Raw genomic sequence first — 19,268 nt, 5'->3', positions numbered from 1 at the left:
TATGGCCTGGGTGAAACAGGGGCATGTCTTCAGCCCCGACGGAAGCCTCGACTGGGCGCAGCATTCCTTCATGACGCCATGCCCGTGGCTGCGCGACGAGCAGACGATACGGATCTTCGGAGGGATGCGCGACGCACACGGCATCAGCCGCATCGGCTGGGTCGATGTCGCCGCCGACGATCCCACCCGGGTCAAGGCCAGTTCCTCGGCCCCCGTGCTGGACCTCGGCGCACCGGGCATGTTCGACGACAACGGCCTTATCCTGGGCGACGTGATCGAGGTCACGCCGGACGAATTGCGTTTGTATTACGTGGGCTTCCAGCTGGTGGAAAAGGCGAAATTCCTGGCCTTCACCGGCCTCGCCATCAGCCGGGACCGTGGCGACAGCTTTGAACGGGTCAGCGCGACCCCGGTGCTCGATCGCTGCCCGGACGGGCCTTTCATAGGCGCGCTGCACTCCATCGCCCGACTGCCAGATGGCCGCTTTCGCGCATGGATTTCCCGTGGCGATGGGTGGGAGGAGATCGGCGGGCGGCTCTATCCCCGTTACGATTGTTGGACGCTGACCAGCCCTGACGGCGTGAGCTTCGACAACGCGGCCGCCCAGCGCATCATCACGCCCTCGGGCGCCGAATACCGCATCGGCCGCCCCCGTGCGACCCGGCTGGAGGACGGCACATGGGAACTGCGCGCGACCTCCGACACCCGCGCCAAGCAATATGCGGCCTTCCGCTTTACCTCGCCGGACGGCGTTGCATTCACCCGCACGGACGATGTCGAGCTGCCCCTGGGAGCGCCCGGAAGCTGGGACAGCGACATGAGCTGCTATCCCGCGCATATCAGGGCGCCGGACGGGGCACGGTACCTGTTCTACAACGGCAACGACATGGGGCGCACCGGGGTCGGCCTGGCGAAGTGGCAGGCGACATGAGCGGCGACATCGAAATCAAGCGCTACACGCCCGATCTTTCCGTTGCGTGGAACGACTTCGTTGCCGCCGCGACGAACGGCACCTTCCTGCATGACCGCCGCTTCATGGACTACCATTCCGACCGTTTCGACGATCATTCCCTGATCTTCGAAAGCGACGGCAAGATCATCGCCTGCCTGCCCGCGAACCGGGTGGACGACACGCTGCAATCCCATGGCGGCCTGACCTTCGGTGGTCTGCTGGTCAAGCCCGCGACCTCGGCCGCACAGGTGGTTCAGATTTTCGCCAGCCTGCGCGACGATCTTCTCAGGCAGGGGATCGGGGCGCTGCACTACAAGCCGGTGCCGCATATATTCCACGCACAACCCGCCGAGGCGGATATCTATGCGCTCTGCAACGCCGGCGCCCGGCAGGTCCGCACCGACCTGAGCGCGGCCATTCCCCTGCGCCGCAAGCTGTCATTCAGCAGCGGCCGCAAATACGGGGCCAAGAAGGCCGCCAAGGCGGGGCTGACAACCTCTGAGACCACCGATTTTGCCGCCTTCTGGGATATCCTGGGCGAGGTTCTTGATCAGCGCCACGACGCACGGCCAACCCATTCGCTGGACGAGATCACGCGCCTCAATGCCGCCTTTCCCAAGCGGATACGTCTATTTGCGGCCTTCGAGGACGCGCGCATGCTGGCCGGTGTCGTCCTCTTCGATTTCGGGCGCACCGTGCATTGCCAGTACATGGCCTCGTCCGGGGATGGGCGCGACCTCGGCGCGCTGGATCTGGTGGTGCAGTCCCTTGTCAACGACACCTTCGCGGACCGCGACTGGTTCAGCTTCGGCATCTCGACCACGGCCGAAGGCCGCGAATTGAATGTCGGGCTGTCCCGCCAGAAGGAAATGTTCGGCGCGCGCAGCCTCGCTATTCCTCAATATCGGTGGGACCTCGGCTGAGGCGCGGGATCAGGCGTCAGGCCGCGGCCATGCGCTTCTTGCGCCGCCGGGTCTCGGACACGCCGCGCGAGATGGCCTGCAGCGGGTGACGGCCGAAATACGGTGCAAGGCCCGCCCAGCCTTTCTCGACAAAGGCGGCGCGCACCTCTCCGTCGGCCACGCGGTCGGCCAGGAGTTTTGAAATCTCGTGGCGGGGCCCAAGCCCGAAGGTCTTTGCGTCGGCCGCGCGTTGACGGAAGACGCAGGTGTTGCTTTCGATCTCACGCAGGCGCTGCGCCCGGTAGCTTTCTGCGGTGAACCGCTGAGGTTTCGTGTTGGTCAGACCCGATCCCGTCCGGTATGCCAGCAACGCCTCGTCGATAAAATGCGCCCGGCCTTCCAGAGCGGCCCGAAACCCGAGGATCAGGTCCTCGAAGGTATTGTCGAACATCATCGGCCCGTACTTGCGATACAGCGACCGATGCCAGGCGCAGGTTGCCCCAAGGTACAGCGACAGGGATTTCGCGGCGGCCAACGGGTCGGTGGTCGAATAGAACGTCGCCTTGCGATAGAGCGCCGGGGCAGGGGCCCCGTCCAGCGTCGTCACATCCGCGTGTGAGAACACCAATAGCGGGTCGTGCGCCGCGAATGCCTCGAGGATCCGCCGGTTGCGGTGCGGATAATAGAGGTCGTCGCCGGCGGCGGCGATGATGATGTCCTCCCGGCACATCTCGAGGCATTTCCTGAGATGCTCGTTGACGCCCAGGTTGGTCTCGTTGCGGTTCAGAACGACCTCGTGCGGCCCGTCATACCTGTCGACCACCTCTTTCATGCGCAGGAACGTATCGTCGCGCGAGGCGTCGTCCGACAGAACGATCTGCATCGGCGCGCAGTCCTGCTGCAGCGCGGATTGCACCGTTTCGGCGACATGGTCCTGCTGTTGGTAGGTCAAGAGAAGGCATGTGGCCTTCGGCGGCGTTGGCATCGGTCGGCCCGGGCTCAAGTTGGGAAAGTCACCTCGAACCGCGTAGCAGATGACATCCCTCCCATCAACGCCCTGCGCCCCGGTTCGTGCAATTGCCGTCGCGCGATCCCGTGCACGGACCTGTCCGCCCGCCGCCGTGCCCGGCTCAGATCAGCGCATCGATCATCGCGCGGGTCGAGGCAAGACACTCTGCCGGGGTCATGCGCGTGGGTTGCAGGTGCAGGTTCTGCCAGAACCCGTCGGTCAGCGTGTCGATCCACTGCGCCACCCGGTGCACCTCTTCCTCGGGCGCGTCGGTCATCAGCGCGGCGCAGGCTTCGCGTATCGCCGCCACGCGGTCACGGTCGAACTCGCGGCAAACTTCGGCATATTGCGGCACGAATGTCTGCTCTCCCCAGAATGCGAACCAGAGCGAGAGCGATTCCGCCGAGCACACATCTTCCGAGAAATCCGCCGTGATCAGCGCCATCAGGCGGTCCATGGGGTCTGGCCCCGCCTGTGCCAGCGCGGCGCGCCACGTGTCGTCGTAGAACTCGTAATGCGCCCGCAGGGTCTCGACCAGCAGGCCGTTCTTGGACTTGAAGTAGAACACCGCAACCCCCTGCGACAGCCCGGCCTCCGCCGCCACCGTGGCCAGCGTCGTCCTGGCCAGCCCGTGCTCGATGATCGAGCGCCGCGTCGCCTCCAGCAATTGCCGCCGGCGCTTGTCCGCGTTCGCCTTGCGCTCCTTGCGTGGCTTTTCGGTGCTTTTCGTGGTTTCTTGCGTCAATCCCGTTCCTCCGCAGGGTGGTGCCGTTTTTTCCATACCGGCACGGCAATGTCATTCTAATTGTTTTTGTTTGAGCGCTCAAAAAAACTTTACGCCAAATCGGCCCTTCGCTATGACTGTTGCCAAGGCTCAGGAAAACGGCGCATGACCGGGAACACACATGACGCGATCCTCGCCCGGGGCGGGCCAAGGCGGCCCGACCGCGCCCGCGCGACACCGCCCGGGGCGTTCTGACGACTTTGGAGAGCACGACATGACAACGCTTCCCCGCACCATGACCAACGGCACCTCGCCGGACCTTCTGAACGAATGGGACCGCAACCACCAGATTCACCCGTGGGCGGCCATGGATGCCTGGCAGGAGAGCGACTATCACCCGATCGAAAGCGCCGAGGGCATCTACCTGTGGGATGCCGACGGCAAGCGCTATATCGACGGACCGGGCGGCATGTGGTGCGTCAATATCGGCTACGGCCGCAAGGACATGGCGGCGGCCATCGCCGAACAGGTTATGCGGCTGCCCTATACCTCGCCCTGGACCACGACGACCGATCCCTCGACGATCCTCGCCAAGAAGATCGCCGATCTGGCGCCCGGTGACCTGAACAACGTGTTCTTCACCACCGGCGGCTCCACCGCCGTGGACACCGCCCTGCGCACGATGCATTTCATGAACAATGCCCTGGGCCGGCCCGACAAGAAGATCGTTATCGCCCGCGAAAAGGGCTATCACGGCTCGACCTACCTGGCCTCGACCGTGACCGGCAAGGAACGCGACAAGAGCCGTTTCGACGTCGAGAAACGCCTGGTCCGCTTTCTCCCCGACGTGAACCCCTACACCCGCCCCGACGGCATGAGCGTCGAGGACTGGTGCGCCGCCAAGGTCGCGGATCTGGAAGACATGATTGCCGAGCTCGGCGCCGACAGGATCGGTGCCTTCATCGCCGAGCCGATCCTGTGTTCCGGCGGTGTCATCATCCCGCCCGAGGGCTATCACAAGCGCACGCTCGAAATCTGCCGCAAGCACGACATCCTCTACATTTCCGACGAGGTCGTCACCGCCTTCGGCCGGCTGGGCCACTGGTTCGCCTCCGAAGAGGTGTTCGGGATCGTGCCCGACATCATCACCTGCGCCAAGGGGCTGACCTCGGGCTATTTACCACTCGGGGCCTGCATCATCTCGGACCGCGTGATGGAGCGGATGACCGGGCCGGACGAGAACGTGCTGTTTTCCAACGGTTACACCTATTCGGCGCATCCGGTCTGCTGTGTCGCGGCGCTGAAGAATATCGAGATCATGGAAGAAGAACGCATTCTGGACCACGCCCGCGCGATCACGCCGAAGTTCCAGGCCCGCCTGCGGGCGCTGGAGAGGTTTCCCATCGTCGGCGACCTGCGCGGCATGGGCCTTCTGGGCTGTATCGAGGGGCGGCCCGACACGCCTGGCACGTCGCTCGCGGCCGAGCGCAAGCTGGGCGCGCTGCTGGACGAGGCCTGCGAAAAGCGCGGCCTCCTGGTGAGACCCCTCATCAACATGGCAGTCTTCTCGCCCCCGCTGATCATCACCGAGGCGCAGGTGGACGAAATGTTCGACCTGCTCGAGGACGCGCTGGAAGACGTGACCGCGCAGATGGCCTCGGACTGACGCGCCGCCCGGTGCCTGGCACGCGGATTATTTGAGCGCTCAAATAAACGTTGTGTCAACCGGCTTTCCCCCGTAGCCTTTGCAGCCAGAGGCCTGCCGCATCCGTGCCGGACGGGCCGGTGCAATAGGAAACAGGGAGAAATGGATGATCACGTCACGATTGAAGATTGCCGCGCTCGCCGGAGCTGCCGCGCTGATGACATCGACGGCCATGGCGCAGGATCCCGAGTTGACGGTGTTCGACTGGGCCGGCTACGAGGACCCCGAATTCTACACCGCCTATACCGAGGCGCACGGCGCGCCACCCACCTTCGCCTTCTTCGGCGACGAAGAAGAGGCGTTTCAGAAACTGCGCTCGGGCTTCAAGGCGGATGCCGCGCACCCCTGTTCGCAGTCGGTGCCGAAATGGATGGAGGCTGGCCTGCTGGAGCCGCTCGACACCTCCCGCATCGACCGCTGGGATGACCTCAACGAGGAATTCCGCGAGATCGAAGCCTACAAGAAGGACGGTGAATATTATTTCGTCCCGATGGACTGGGGAAACACGGCGCTGACCTACAACACCGACAAGCTGACCGAGGAGCAGGTCAGTTCGCTGCAGATCTTCGCCGACCCGTCGATGATGGGCAAGGTGTCGATAGGCGACAGCGTGGATGACGCCTATGCGCTCGGCTTCCTGGCCACGGGCGTGCAGGACTGGACCACCGCCACCGACGAGGATTTCCAGAAAGCCTCCGACTTCCTGCGCAAGGTGCACCAGAACGTGCTGTCCTACTGGGACAGTTCGTCGTCGCTGGCGCAGCTGATGCAGTCGGGCCAGGTCGAACTGGCCTGGGCCTGGAACGAAACCTCGGCCACCATGAGCGGCGAAGGCCATCCCATCGCGATGAAGCGCGACACCGAGGAAGGCGCGTCAAGCTGGGTCTGCGGCTACGTCAAGCTGAAGGATGGCGAAGGGTCGGACGACAAGTTCTACGACTTCATCAACGCATGGCTGGAGCCGAAAACGGCCGATTACATCGTCAACGCCTGGGGCTACGGCCATTCCAACGCGGCGCAGATGGCGGAGATGGACCAGGAGATGCTGAAATCGGTCGGGCTCGACAGCAACGAGTCCTTGCGCGCGAACACCCTTTGGCAGGCGCCTCCGGGATCGGAAATGCGCGAGAAGATGATCGCGGAATTCGAGAACATCAAGGCCGGGTTCTGACCCCGACCCCTCTCGGAAAAAAGACCGCCGCAGCCATCCGGGTGCGGCGGTTTTCGTTTCTTGGGGCAGGTGGTCCCGGTCAGCCGGGCTTCTGTGCCAGCAGGTGATGCGGGCAATGCTCGCCGGTTTCCAGAACCGTGATCATCGCGCTCCACGTCTCGATCGACGACGCGATCAGGTCCGCGCCATGCGCCTTTTCCCATTCGGGCCGCTTCGGGCCGGAAAAACCGGCCAGTTCCTCCCGCGCCAGCGAAAGATACCACCGGTTGCGGTTGGTCAGCGCGATGTGCCGGAACCCCGCATCGGCCAGCGCCTTTTCGTATCGCGCCGGGGAGGCCATGGCGAAATCCAGATCCTCCATCGCGATATAGGCCGCCATCTCGGGCGAGGGCGCGTCGTCATGCGACATCAGCCAATCCGAGGCGGCGAACCAGCCGCCGGGTTTCAGGACGCGAAAGACGTCGGTGGCCAGCGCCTCCTTGTCCGGAATGTGAATGATCGAATCCTTGGAAAACACCACGTCGAACGTCGCGTCGTCAAAGGGCAGGGGGCCGGGGGCGACCAGCTCTATCGCGATCCGGTCGCTCAGCCCCGCGGCCTCGACCCGACGCCGCGCCGCCGCGCAGACGGGTGCTTCGACGTCGATGCCGGTGACATGCGCCGCGCCATGATCACGCACCAGCGAGATGGCGATAGCGCCGGAGCCGCTGCCGATATCCAACATCCGGGCGCCCGCGACCGGCGCGTGCTCGACCACGCGCGCCACTTCCTCCGGCCCACCCGGGGACAGATATCCCTCGCCCCACAGCGCCTCGAGCAAGGCGATGTGGCGGTCATCGTAGTTCAGGTCGCTCATGTCCGGGCCTCGTGTTGCCGCAGGGTGGTCTGATAGGCGTCGATGAAGCGCGCGATATAGCCCTCCATCGGCACCAGCGGACCGGGCACGTAGTGCCGCGATGCCACGCCGCGCGCGTTGTCCTCGACGATGCGCTTGTCGGCCTTCGTGGTCACGTCCCACAGCCATGTCAGGCGACCCAGGTCATAGTCGCGCCCTTCCTGCGCATCGGCATGGACCATCCAGATGATCTCCTGCGCGCAGGTGTCCGTGTCGATGGGCAGAAACCGATACAGCACCGCGTGATCGCAATAGAGCAGCATCGGGTTGAGAAACCCCACATACACATCCGACGCGCCGCCGTCATGGCCGCCGATCTGCCCCAGCAGGGGCGCCAGCGGCCTGCCATCCTCGCTTCCGGTCAGGAACCCGTCGTAAAGGGCATAGCGGTTATAGGCGAAATCGACACCGGGGGCGGGCGCGTGCTTTCCGACCCGATCGATGAAATCGGTGGGAACGTTGCAGGCGGCCGATCGGGCCGCCATCGCCTCGTTCAACGGTGTGACGCGCTCGTCCGACAAATGCGTGACATGGCTGCGCGAAAATTCCGGATGCGCCGGGGTGCAGTGGTAACACTCGTTGTAATTCTCCAGCAGCAGCTTCCAATTGGCGGCAACCGGATAGGTCTCGCGGTGCGCGACCTTGGTGTTTGCCAGGTCGAATGGCGCCAGGCAGGGCGTCAGGTGCGTTCGCATCGGTGCGAAATCCGGCGGATCGTCGGCCAGCGAGACGTAGATCAGACCTTCAAGGATCTCGACCGCGACATTAAAAAGCCCCAGCGCGCTCTTGTCGTGATGCTCTTCGAGCATCCGCGCGCTGAACAGGCTGCCATCCAGATTGAAGACCCACGCATGATAAGGGCAAGTCAGACGCCGCACGTTCCCTCGCGGCTCGATGCACAGGCGCGAGCCCCGGTGCCGGCAGACATTGGCAAACCCCCGCACGTCACCATCGTGATCGCGGCAAACGATTACACTGTCCTTGAGGATATCGAACACGAGGTAGTCGCCGGGGTCCGGTATCTCCGAGACATGCCCCGCCAGCATCCACTCCCGCCCGAATATCGCGCTGCGGTCCGCCTCGAACACGGCAGGCGAGGTATAGAACGCCTGCGCCATCGCGTGGCCGTCTCGCTGCGCGTCGATCAGGTCGGTGATGCGCATGGCCTCAGTCTCCAAATACCACGATCGATTCCGCCCCCCAGCCAACCGTGACCGGGCTGCCGGGCGGAACTACCGACCGGCCCGCCGTGTTGCGCATCGAGATGCTCAGCGGCGCGTCCCGACCCGGCAGGCGCACCTCGTAATAGGTCATGTCGCCGTAATACTCGGTATCGACCACCTCGCCCTCGACCTTGTTTTGCGACCAGTCGTTCTGGTCGAAGAGCACCGTCAGCATCTCGGGCCGCACGCCGACGGTGCCGATGCTGTCGGGGGTAATGTCGTCGCCCAGACCGTCGCGCGGCAGCTCGACCTTGCCAAGGGCGTCGATATCCAGCGTCAGGTGCGTGCCGGTCTGATCGGTCACCTTGGCCGACAGGAAATTCATCACCCCGATAAAGGACGCCACCCGCTTGTTGACCGGGCGCCGGTACAGGCCCTCGGGCGTGTCCAGCTGCTCGATCTGCCCCTCGAACATCACCGCGATCCGGTCGGACATGATCAGCGCTTCCTCCTGGTCGTGGGTCACAAGGATGAAGGTGATCCCGATCGAGCGTTGCAGGCTGCGCAGCTCCACCTGCATCTGGTCGCGCAGCTTCTTGTCCAGCGCCGACAAGGGCTCGTCCAGCAGGATCACCTTGGGTTTCATCACCAGCGCGCGGGCCAGCGCCACGCGTTGCCGCTGACCACCCGACAGCTCATGCGCCTTGCGCTTGCCATAGCCTTCCATGTCCACCAGCGACAGAACCTCGGCCACCTCGCGGGCGATGTCCTTTTTCGGCATCTTCCGCGTCTTCAGGCCATAGCCCACGTTTTCCTCCACGTTCAGGTGGGGGAAGATCGCGTAGCTCTGGAACACCATGTTGGTGGGCCGGTCGTTGGCCGGAATGCCCTCCATGTTCTTGCCGTCGATGGCGATGGTGCCGGTGGTCGTGGGCTCGAACCCCGCGATGGTGCGCAACAGGGTCGTCTTGCCGCAGCCCGACGGGCCGAGCAGGGAAAAGAACTCGCCCTCGCGGATATCGGCGGTGATGCCGTGCAGCGCCGTGAAGCTGCCGAATTTCTTGACCACATCGCGGATCGCGATCATCGGCGTCTTGTCGTCTTGCATGTCACTCTTTCCGCTCATGGTTCAAACCCCGGCCAGCGTGGTCTCGACGCCCTGCCGGCTGGCACTGCGCCGGCGCAGCGCCTCGGCGGCGATCAGCAGCAGGACCGAGACGGCCAGCAGGATCGTCCCCAGCGCCATGACCGACGGCAGCTTGGCCGGAAAGCGCAGCTGGCTCCAGATATAGACCGGCAGGGTCACGTCGGTTCCGGTCAGGAAGAAGGCGATGATGAACTCGTCGAGGCTGATGGTGAAGGTGATCAGCAGGCTGGATATCACGCCCGGCAGCACCAGCGGCAGCGTCACGCGCCGGAAGGTGCCCCAACGCGACTCGCCCAGGTCGAACGAGGCTTCCTCCAACTCGCGGTCAAGGCCCCGAAAGGCAGAGCTCAGGATGGCGATGGAAAACGGCGTGCAGATCAGCACATGCCCCGCCACTACCGTCCACAGCGACAGCGGCATCCCCAACTGGTTCAGCATGACCAGTAGCGCCACCGCCACAATGATCTCGGGCAGCACCAGCGGCAGCATGATCAGCCCGACGATCCCGGTCTTTCCGGGAAAGGCGAATCGGGCCGAGGCGCGCGCGGCGAAGGCGCCCAGAAGCGTGCTCAGCACCGCCGTGGTTAGCCCCACGATCATCGAATTGCCCAGCGCGGTGTGCAGCGTGTCGGTATGCCACAGCCCCACGAACCATTCGGTGGTGAAGCCCGACAGGGGGAAGGCGATGATCGTCGAGGTGTTGAACGCGAAAAGCGGCAGCAGGATGACCGGAGCATAGAGAAAGATCATGTAGACCACGGCGTAGATCGTCAGCCACTTGACCGAGAGCCATTTCATCGCACGCGTCCTCCCAGTTTCTTGCCGGCAAAGAAGATGCCCGCGCTGATCAGCCCGATCACCACCATAGCCGACACTGCCAGCGCCGCGCCCAGCGGCGCGTTGTTGGCCTTGCCGAACTGGATCTGGATCATGTTCGAGATCATCAGCCCGTCGGTGCCGCCCACCAGCCGCGGCGTGATGAAATCGCCCACCGTCGGGATCAGCACGATCAGGGTCGAGGCCACGATGCCGGGCATCGCCAGCGGCAGCGTCACGCGGAAAAACCGCCGCATTGGCCCGTCGCCAAGGTCCGTCGCCGCCTCCAGCAGGGACCGGTCGATCTTTTCCAGCGCCACGAAGATGGGCAGGATCGCGAAAGGCGCCCAGGCGTGGGCCAGCGTTATCACCACAGCGTTCAGGTTGTAGAGGATGAACGTCAGCGGTTCCTCGATGAACCCCAGGCCCATCAGCGTGGTGTTGAAGACGCCGTTATAGCCCAGTATCACCTTCCACAGGAACACCCGCAGAAGGTAGCTTGTCCAGAACGGGACCGTGATCAGGAACAGCCACAGCGCCTTGCGCTTCTGGACGTGGAAGGACAGGTAATAGGCGATGGGAAAGGCCAGCAGCACCGTCACCACCGTCACGATCAGCGAGATCTTCAGCGAGCGCCACATCAGCACCTGGTACAGCGGCTGCGTCCACGCCTCGCGGTAATTGTCCAGCGTCAGCGTCGTGTCGATCGTCAGGTAATCCTGCGTCCAGAAGCTGAAGGTGACCACCATCAACAGCGGCGCGGCCAGCATCACCAGCACATAGCCGAATGTGGGGCTGATCAGCTTGAGGCCCTGTCCCGCCTCTCGGTCAAAGCGCCATGCCATCAAGTTGCGCCTCTGCCGGAGACGGGTCCGGTACTCATTCGGCGGCGACTTTCTGCGCCAGCAACTCGGCGTTGCGCGCGGCCACCGTGCCCTTGGGCGGCTCATCCTCGTTCAGCACCGGGAACAGCTCGCGCAGGCAGTCGTGATAGCTGCGCACGGTGTTTTCCAGGTCCGACAGGATCACCCCGTCATAGCCGCTGGAAAACGCCGCCTCCCAGGACCAGCGCACCAGTTCCTCGTCCTCTTCCGAGGTCAGCCTGTCGATCCGGCTGCTGAGATAGCGCGACAGCCGCATCCGGCGGTCTTCGTTGCCCAGCCTGTAAGTCGTTCCGCGCTGCATGGTCTTGCCATACTCCACCGGGAATTCCTGGTAGAATTTGACACAATCGGGGTAAATGCCAAGCACGCAATTCGGAAAAATGCCGATATAGAGCCAGGCCTTGGCATGGCTCTCGTCCAGCTTGGGCGGCGCCTGCAAAATGGACGTGTAGGCCCGCACGCTCCACAGGCGGTGGTTCGCCTCGCGGAACTCGGAATAGGACCGCGACGCGCCGTCCTCGAAATCCTCGTCATAATAGTTGGAGCCGAAAAGATCCTGCAGGCCGGGATGGGCCATCGGCACGTGATAGCCTTCGTTGTCCACATCGCGGATGCATTTCCAGTTCACCTCCGCCACGTCGGCATAAAAGCCTTCGCCCGAGGGCATGAGACCTTCAAGGTCGTACTGGTCGATCTCGTCGTCGAAGCGCGACAGCACCTCGGATATCGCCGGTTGCGGGCCGGGCCGGAACCGCACGAAGACGAACCCCCGCCACAGGTCCAGCTCGATCGCCTTCAGGCCAAAGGCGACGGGATCCAGCTCGGGCAGGGTGTCGGGCTGCGCCGCCCCGCGCAACGTGCCGTCCAGGTTATAGACCCAGCCGTGAAACGGGCAGATGATCGCGTTCTTGCAATTGCCCTGTTCCCCGGCCACAACGCGCGAACCGCGATGCCGACACAGGTTGTGAAAGGCCCGCAGCTCGCCATCCTTGCCACGGATCACCAGCGCGCGTTCGCCCACGCAGTCCAGCGTGACGAAATCACCAGCCTCCGGCAGGTCGTTGGCATGGCACACAAGCTGCCAATGCGCGCGGAACAGCAGGTCCTTTTCCATCTCCAGCATCTCGGTGTTGAAGTAACTCCAGGCGGGCAGTCCCTTGCGGTCATGGTCATTGGGCAGGTCTATGGCCTGTGTGGCAGGGGGGGTCATGGCTAACTCCAGGTTGGTCGCTGCGCATACCTTATCAAGTTTTATTGAGCGCTCAAATAAATTAATTCTGAACCAGCAGAGAGCCTTGGCTTTCCCGTGGACTTGCTGCTGGTTTCCGATCTGCCGGGCCGGCCGCGTCATATTAGTGGCCGAATTCCCGCAATTCGCGTGTCGTCGAGCGTCCCGGCGTCACCGGCGGCGGGGCCGGTCTGCGATCCCCCGCGGCGGGTCCGCAGGCCCGCGCGCCATGCAATCGGTCGCTCCAGCGGGGGCGGTTCAATCCCGAAACGTGACGATTCGGGCAAAATGTGGCGCGATCGTTGCCGGTTAGGAACCAAAGGCCTGAAACGATGCCCATTGACGCAGGGTCAGCCAACAGCCGAATTTCACGGCCATCCAACTCCCGCCACATTCAAAACGATTTAGATTTCGGGGTGGTCCGGAAACAATGCACAGCTTAAGGTTGCAGGGCGGCAAAATGGCAGGGCACAACCCTCATGTTTTGTTGGCTCCACGCCAAGGCGGCCTCGGATGCGCGCGGAAACAATCGCCAGATTTGCAGCTTTTCGGCTGCCATAATCCACGCATTTAAAAGGCAATTTCGGAAACTGCATCGACAGTTTTCTGACAAATTTCACTTTGTGCGATCCGGGCAATCCCGTACAACGAGTTCAGCCCAACTGGGGGGCGATGTCTGTAGGTCACGGGGGCGACCGCACGAGACGCACCATCATTCCGGTGCGTGGAAGATGCGATCGTCGGGTTGCTTTGGCGGCTGGCCGAGAGCGAATGGATGCGACGTGCGAACGTCGCGCCATTCCCGCAATATTGTGGGTCTTTCCCTCCTGAAATGAGGTTCGTGCAGGTTGCCCCTGACCGTCACATCGTCGGCAGTGGGTCTTGGTTATTGGTCTGGCGAACCGCCGATGCGGGACGTCGAATGGAGAAAACGATGGTGACTTTTGTTCCCACACATGGGTCCGACCCGATCAGTCTGAAAATGCCCGTGCATGAGGGCAGGGCGATGGGCACCGGATCGAACGCTTCTCCGACCTCTTTTGCACACGTCGCCGGCACTGGTGGCACTTTCCTCAACTTCGGCGCTCGCGCCACCACGGGAGTATGATTTCATGACCTTTTCAAGCGGCGGAACGATTTCAGGGCGCCTGTTCTCGGACAGCGATGGCGACAACACTGAAAACAATGGCACCGGCGGGTACGACACCGGCCTGGCGGGCCTGCGGGTCGAACTCTACAAGGTCGATTCCCACGGCAACAAGTATTTCCTGGGATATACGCACACCGACGCGTCGGGCGCCTACGAGTTCACCGGCCTGCACACGTATCACAGCAAGTCCTACGTGGTGAAATTCCCCACCGAGGTTAACGGCGAGCCGCTGGTCAAGCAGAATGCCGGCGCCGAGAACGAGGACAGCGACGCCAATCAGCACTCCGGGTTCTCCGATCCCATTGCGGCGCCCTACAAGTCCGGCGGCGACAAGAGCGCGCTCAACGTGGATGCCGGCTATACCTCCGACGCCCCGGCCGATGGCGCCGTCGACGGCGAGGATTTCGGCGAGGACATGGCCCTCGGTTATGACGACTCCAACGCGCCCACCGACCAGGGCGGCGACAAGATCACCAACGATGGCGACCTGATCTTCGGCAATGGCGGCGACGACACGATCGACGGCGCAGGCGGCGACGACACCATTTACGGTGACAGCGGCGACGCCGGCACATTCGAAGGCCCGCGCGAAAGCTTCAACTGGGATCTGGTCTCGAGCCACCAGGCCGACAACACCGTCACCCAGAATACCGGCAGCGTGGACGTCACCTACACCCGGATCCTCGATACCGGGCACCACGAAAGCGACGTCGACAATCACACCAACCTGAACACCGCCGGCATCGACACGGGCGGCGAGTCGATCGACACCAACAGCTCGCTCTATTCGGAAACCTCCGGCAAGGGCAACACCGGCAAGTTCCAATGGGAGTTTTCCAAGCCGGTCGGCGATCTGGAATTCAACATCAACGACCTCGACGGCGACGGGCTTGTCACCGTCACCGCCTATGACGCCGACAACAACCCGATCGAAGTCGTCCTGCAGGGCGGCAAGGATGTCGTCATCAACGGAAACGAGGCCGATGCCAACGGCCCGTACCAGAATCAGAACGATCCCGACACGACCGTCCAGGTTACCATTCCCGGCCCGGTATCGCGGGTCGAGGTCTCGCACACGCAGAATGGCCATGACAATTCCGGCATTCACATCACCGACATGTATTTCGACACCGGCTTCGATCCCGACCAGGATGGCGAGGGCGGCGATGATGTGATCACCGGCGGCGCGGGCGCGGACGTCATCTACGGCGAGGGCGGCAACGACACCTTCGTGGTCTCCACGTCCTCCGATGGCGATGGCGACACCATCGTCGGCGGCAACGGCCCGGACGACACGCTGGACAACGACACGCTGGACTTGCGCGGCACCGGCAAGGTCACCATCACCGATGCGGCGGACGCCTCCGATGACGGCGCCCGCGCCGGCACCGTGACATTCGCCGATGGCTCGACCCTGGAATTCAGCCAGATCGAGACCATCCTGACCGATCCCCAGAACGAGGCGCCGACCGCGGTCGACGACACGGTCCCGGTGGACGAGGACGAAACCGTCACCTTCAACCCGACCGCCAACGACACCGACCCGGACGGCGACACGCTGACCGTGGACAGCATCGGCACGCCGGCCAACGGCACGCTGACCGACAACGGCGACGGCACCTACACCTACACGCCGAACGAGAACTTCAACGGCACCGACAGCGTCAGCTACACGGTCACCGATCCCTCGGGCGAAACCTCGACCGCGACGATCACGTTCAACGTCGCCCCGGTCAACGACGCGCCCGACGCGGTCAACGACACGGCCACCACGGACGAGGAAACCACCGTCACGATCACGCCGCTGGACAACGACACCGACGTGGACGGCGACACGCTGCGGATCACGGCGGCCACGGTCCCGTCCGACCAGGGCACGCTGACCTTCACCGACACCGAGATCCAGTTCACGCCGGCCGATGACTTCTTCGGCGAGGCGACGATCAGCTACTCGATCACCGACGACAATGGCGGCACCGACACCGCCGAGGTCTCGGTCACGGTGAACAACGTCAACGACGCGCCCGAAGCGGTGGACGACACCGTCTCGACGCTGGAAGACGAATCCGTCACCTTCGACCCTGCGGCGAACGATACCGATCCCGATGGCGATACGCTGACCGTGACCTCGGTCACCGTCACCGATCCCACCCTGGGCAGCGCGGTCGTGAACGGCGACGGCACGGTCACCTTCACCCCGGCCACCGACTATAACGGCCCGGTCGAGCTGACCTACACGGTCGAAGACCCCGACGGTCTGTCGGACACCGGCACCGTTCTGGTCAACGTGGGCCAGGTGCAGGACGCGCCCGAGGCTGCCGACGACACCGCCACCACGGCCGAGGACACGGCGATCGTTCTGACGCCGCTGGACAATGACACCGATCCCGATGGCGACACGCTCACCATTACCGGCGCCAACGTCCCGTCCGAACAGGGCACGGTGACCTTCACCGACACCACCGTCACCTTCACCCCCGCCGAGAACTTCAACGGCGAGGCGACGATCAGCTACACGATCACCGACGGCAACGGCGGCACCGACAGCGCCGAGATCGACGTGACCGTGACGTCGGTCAACGATGACCCGGTCGCGGTGGACGATATCGAGAACACGCTCGAGGACACGCCGATCACCTTCAACCCGGCGGCCAACGACACCGATGTCGACGGCGATCCGCTGGTGGTGTCCGCGGTCGATCCGATCGACCCGGCGCTTGGCGAGGTGGTCCTGAACGGCGACGGCACCGTCACCTTCACGCCGGCCGAGAACTATAACGGCCCGGTCGAGTTCACCTATACCGTCAGCGACGGGCAGGGCGGCACCGACACCGGCACCGCACTGGTCAACGTGGGCCCGGTCAACGACGCACCTGTCGCCGAGAACGACGATGGCGGCTCCACGCCGCAGGGTACGGCCGTCACCGTCACGCCGCTGACCAACGACAGCGATCCCGATGGCGACCCGATCCGCATCATCAACGCCAGCGTCCCGTCCAGCCAGGGCACGGTGACCTATACCGACGACACGGTCACCTTCACCCCGGCACCCGCCTTTGTGGGCGACGCGACGATCACCTACACGATTTCCGACGGCAACGGGCTGACCGACACCGCGCAGATCTCGGTCGAGGTGACGGACGTGATCGGCCCGGTCGACGGCAAGGACACCGGCGAGGTGATGACCCCCGGCTACACCGATGCCGAGGGCGACCAGATCGACGGCGCCGACGGTGACAACGACACCATCTTCGGCAATGGCGGCGACGACAGGATCGACTCCGGCGAAGGCGACGATACGGTCGATGGCGGCACCGGCGACGATGAAATCACCGGCGCCAACGGCGACGACAGCGTCGATGGCGGTGAGGGCTCCGACACCCTTGCGGGCGGCGCGGGCACCGACACGCTGAACGGCGGCCAGGGCGATGACGACATCGCCGTGGGCGGCGACGACGAGGCGTCCGGCGGCACCGGCGACGACGAGTTCACCGTCGACGCCACCGATCCGGCGGCGGATATCGACGCCACCATCGACGGCGGCTCGGACGGCACCGACGGCAACCCCGACGGCCCGGAAAACGGCGACGCGGGCGACATCCTGAACCTCGGCGACCAGACCGGCGACCTGACCGTCATCCTGGAAGATGCCGATCCCGAGAACGGCACCGTCAACGGCCTCGATGCCGACGATACCCCCGACATCACCTTCGAGGAGATCGAGCGCATCATCACCGGCAGCGGCGATGACACAATCGACGCCAAGGATGCCGATGGCCCGATCGACGTGGAAACCGGCGCAGGCGACGACAGTGTCGACGGCGGCAACGACGACGACAAGATCGACACCGGTGACGGCAACGATACTGTCATCTCCGGCGACGGAAGCGATACGGTCGAAAGCAGCGGTGGCGACAACTACATCGACACCTCCAAGAACAGCGCCCTGCCGCTGCCCGATGACGGCTTCCCGTCCTACGGCCCGTTCCCGGCCGTGCCCTCGGATGCCGACCCGAACGACGACCGCGATCTTGTCAACACCGGCAACGGCAACGACACGATCTATACCGGCGACGACGACGACACCATCAATGCCGGCGCAGGCGACAACTATGTCGACGCGGGCATCGACGACGACGAGATCAACACGCTCTGGGGCGACGACACCATCGTCGGCGGCGAAGGCGACGACACGATCTCTTCGGGTGCAGGCGACGACCTCATCTACGGCGGTCTCGATCCCAACGTCGTGCCCTTCGACCAGGTCAACATCCCGAACGCCCCCGATGGCGGAACCTTCGGCCCCGACCCGGACGAAAGCAACGGCCGCGACCTGATCAACGCCGGCGCGGGCAACGACACGGTCTATGGCCAGGACGATGACGACACCATCTACGGTGGCGGCGGCAGCGACCTGCTCGATGGCGGTATCGACAACGACCTGATCTACGGTGGCAACGGCCGCGACACCATCTATGGCGGCCAGGGTGCCGACACGATGTATGGCGAGGCCGGCTCGGACGAGTTCCACTTCGACGAGCGCGAACATGCCTTCGGCGACGAGATCGACGGCGGCACCGAGGATGGTGACAACGACCCGACGACCGACAACGAGAACGACCAGCTCGACCTGCGCGGTCTCGGCCGGTTCGAGATCGTCCAAAGCGACGGCGTCACCCCGCTGGATCTGACCACGCCGAACGATCCGGACGGCAACAGCTTTACCGGCCAGGTCAACTTCCTCGATGCCGACGGCAATGTCGAAGGCTCGCTGAAGTTCACCGAGATCGAGGACGTCATTCCCTGCTTCACGCCGGGAACGGTCATCGCCACGCCGAAAGGCGAGCGGCTGGTCGAAGAGCTGCGCGAAGGCGACAAGGTCATCACCCGCGACAACGGTCTGCAGGAAATCCGCTGGGTGGGCCGCCGCGATCTGTCGGGGCAGGAGCTGGCGCGCGCGCCGCACCTGCAGCCGGTCCTGATCCGTGCGGGTTCGCTGGGTCACGGCCTGCCGGAACGCGACATGATGGTCTCGCCGCAGCACCGCCTGCTGATCAACAACGAGAAGTCGGCGCTCTACTTCGAGGACCGCGAGGTTCTGGCGGCGGCCAAGCACCTGACCGGCATGGAAGGTGTGACCTCGGTCGAGGCCAGCTCGGTCAGCTACATCCACTTCATGTTCGACCAACACGAGGTGGTGCTGTCCAACGGTGCCTGGACCGAAAGCTTCCAGCCCGGCGACACGGTGCTCGACGCGATGGGCGACGCCCAGCGCAAGGAGATCTTCGAGCTCTTCCCGGAACTCTCCGAGGCAGAGGGCCTGAAGGCCTACACCGCCGCGCGCCGGTCGCTGAAACGGCACGAAGCCCGGCTTCTGGTCAAGTAACAGCTTTGCAGCCGACCGGCCCTTTCCGGGGCCGGTCACATGGAATCGGTTACGGGGGCTGACTCGAGTTCCAATGAACAATCCTGGCCATTGGCCGGGATTGTTTCGTTTTTGAGATCAAGTAATTGACGTCCGC

The 19,268-nt window shown here is 64.0% G+C and carries 15 protein-coding genes; 6 read left to right on the top strand and 9 right to left on the bottom strand.

All coding sequences use genetic code 11. The annotated features are described in order from the left end of the window. Nucleotide 1: 1 nt before the first annotated feature. On the top strand, nucleotides 2-931 hold the full coding sequence (locus FIU85_RS02280; protein ID WP_152495700.1) for a hypothetical protein: 930 nt from the start codon (nucleotides 2-4) through the stop codon (nucleotides 929-931). Further along, nucleotides 928-1,875: a GNAT family N-acetyltransferase gene (locus FIU85_RS02275; protein ID WP_152495699.1), complete on the top strand. Its 948-nt coding sequence runs from the start codon at nucleotides 928-930 to the stop codon at nucleotides 1,873-1,875. The genes FIU85_RS02280 and FIU85_RS02275 overlap by 4 nt, the downstream gene beginning before the upstream one ends. A 16-nt stretch (nucleotides 1,876-1,891) precedes the next feature. Here the strand turns inward: FIU85_RS02275 and FIU85_RS02270 are convergent, their stop codons facing one another. Further along, nucleotides 1,892-2,806, bottom strand: coding sequence for a glycosyltransferase (locus tag FIU85_RS02270; RefSeq protein ID WP_172978777.1), 915 nt, complete (start codon nucleotides 2,804-2,806; stop codon nucleotides 1,892-1,894). Nucleotides 2,807-2,984: 178 nt separating this feature from the next. Then, nucleotides 2,985-3,608, bottom strand: coding sequence for a TetR family transcriptional regulator C-terminal domain-containing protein (locus FIU85_RS02265; RefSeq protein WP_254702986.1), 624 nt, complete (start codon nucleotides 3,606-3,608; stop codon nucleotides 2,985-2,987). A 253-nt stretch (nucleotides 3,609-3,861) separates the two neighbouring features. Here FIU85_RS02265 and FIU85_RS02260 point away from each other — a divergent pair, with 253 nt between their 5' ends. Beyond that, nucleotides 3,862-5,253, top strand: coding sequence for an aminotransferase (locus FIU85_RS02260; RefSeq protein ID WP_254702985.1), 1,392 nt, complete (start codon nucleotides 3,862-3,864; stop codon nucleotides 5,251-5,253). 39 nt (nucleotides 5,254-5,292) lie between these two features. On the opposite strand, the gene FIU85_RS21895 is transcribed toward FIU85_RS02260, so the two are convergent. Continuing rightward, nucleotides 5,293-5,466 (bottom strand): hypothetical protein, encoded by a 174-nt coding sequence (locus FIU85_RS21895; RefSeq protein WP_172977967.1) that lies wholly within the window; start codon nucleotides 5,464-5,466, stop codon nucleotides 5,293-5,295. Between FIU85_RS21895 and FIU85_RS02255 the strand changes: the two genes are divergently transcribed. Then, nucleotides 5,450-6,463 (top strand): extracellular solute-binding protein, encoded by a 1,014-nt coding sequence (locus FIU85_RS02255; protein ID WP_254702984.1) that lies wholly within the window; start codon nucleotides 5,450-5,452, stop codon nucleotides 6,461-6,463. The two genes, FIU85_RS21895 and FIU85_RS02255, sit on opposite strands and share 17 nt — an antisense overlap. 79 nt (nucleotides 6,464-6,542) lie before the next feature. Here FIU85_RS02255 and FIU85_RS02250 read toward each other — a convergent pair whose 3' ends face one another. From FIU85_RS02250 to FIU85_RS02225, 6 genes are read right to left on the bottom strand one after another with little or no spacing between them, the layout of a single operon-like run. Then, entirely contained in the window at nucleotides 6,543-7,319 is a 777-nt protein-coding gene (locus FIU85_RS02250) for a methyltransferase domain-containing protein (RefSeq protein ID WP_152495695.1), read from the bottom strand. Further along, the gene (locus FIU85_RS02245) at nucleotides 7,316-8,521 is read right to left on the bottom strand and encodes an SRPBCC family protein (RefSeq protein ID WP_152495694.1); all 1,206 of its coding nucleotides are present in this window, start codon (nucleotides 8,519-8,521) and stop codon (nucleotides 7,316-7,318) included. Before FIU85_RS02245 ends, FIU85_RS02250 begins: the two co-directional genes overlap by 4 nt. A 4-nt stretch (nucleotides 8,522-8,525) precedes the next feature. After that, a complete protein-coding gene (locus FIU85_RS02240) occupies nucleotides 8,526-9,647 on the bottom strand; it encodes an ABC transporter ATP-binding protein (protein ID WP_254702983.1) in 1,122 nt (373 codons plus the stop codon). 3 nt (nucleotides 9,648-9,650) lie between these two features. Next, nucleotides 9,651-10,466, bottom strand: coding sequence for an ABC transporter permease (locus FIU85_RS02235; protein WP_152495693.1), 816 nt, complete (start codon nucleotides 10,464-10,466; stop codon nucleotides 9,651-9,653). Then, nucleotides 10,463-11,329 carry an ABC transporter permease gene (locus tag FIU85_RS02230; RefSeq protein WP_152495692.1) on the bottom strand — a complete coding sequence of 289 codons (867 nt, stop codon included), beginning with the start codon at nucleotides 11,327-11,329 and terminating at the stop codon, nucleotides 10,463-10,465. Before FIU85_RS02230 ends, FIU85_RS02235 begins: the two co-directional genes overlap by 4 nt. Before the next feature lie 34 nt (nucleotides 11,330-11,363). Further along, nucleotides 11,364-12,578, bottom strand: coding sequence for an SRPBCC family protein (locus FIU85_RS02225; protein WP_152495691.1), 1,215 nt, complete (start codon nucleotides 12,576-12,578; stop codon nucleotides 11,364-11,366). Nucleotides 12,579-13,320: 742 nt separating this feature from the next. Here FIU85_RS02225 and FIU85_RS21890 point away from each other — a divergent pair. Both FIU85_RS21890 and FIU85_RS02220 read left to right on the top strand, forming a co-directional pair. Next, on the top strand, nucleotides 13,321-13,704 hold the full coding sequence (locus FIU85_RS21890; protein ID WP_172978776.1) for a hypothetical protein: 384 nt from the start codon (nucleotides 13,321-13,323) through the stop codon (nucleotides 13,702-13,704). Between the two features lie 4 nt (nucleotides 13,705-13,708). Further along, complete coding sequence (locus FIU85_RS02220; protein ID WP_172978775.1) at nucleotides 13,709-19,132, top strand: tandem-95 repeat protein; 5,424 nt, start codon at nucleotides 13,709-13,711, stop codon at nucleotides 19,130-19,132. Nucleotides 19,133-19,268 lie beyond the last annotated feature (136 nt).

It is taken from the genome of Roseovarius sp. THAF8 (genome assembly GCF_009363735.1).
In the GTDB taxonomy this organism is placed as follows: Bacteria; Pseudomonadota; Alphaproteobacteria; order Rhodobacterales; family Rhodobacteraceae; genus Roseovarius.
This window is presented reverse-complemented; position numbering and strand designations above follow the sequence as displayed.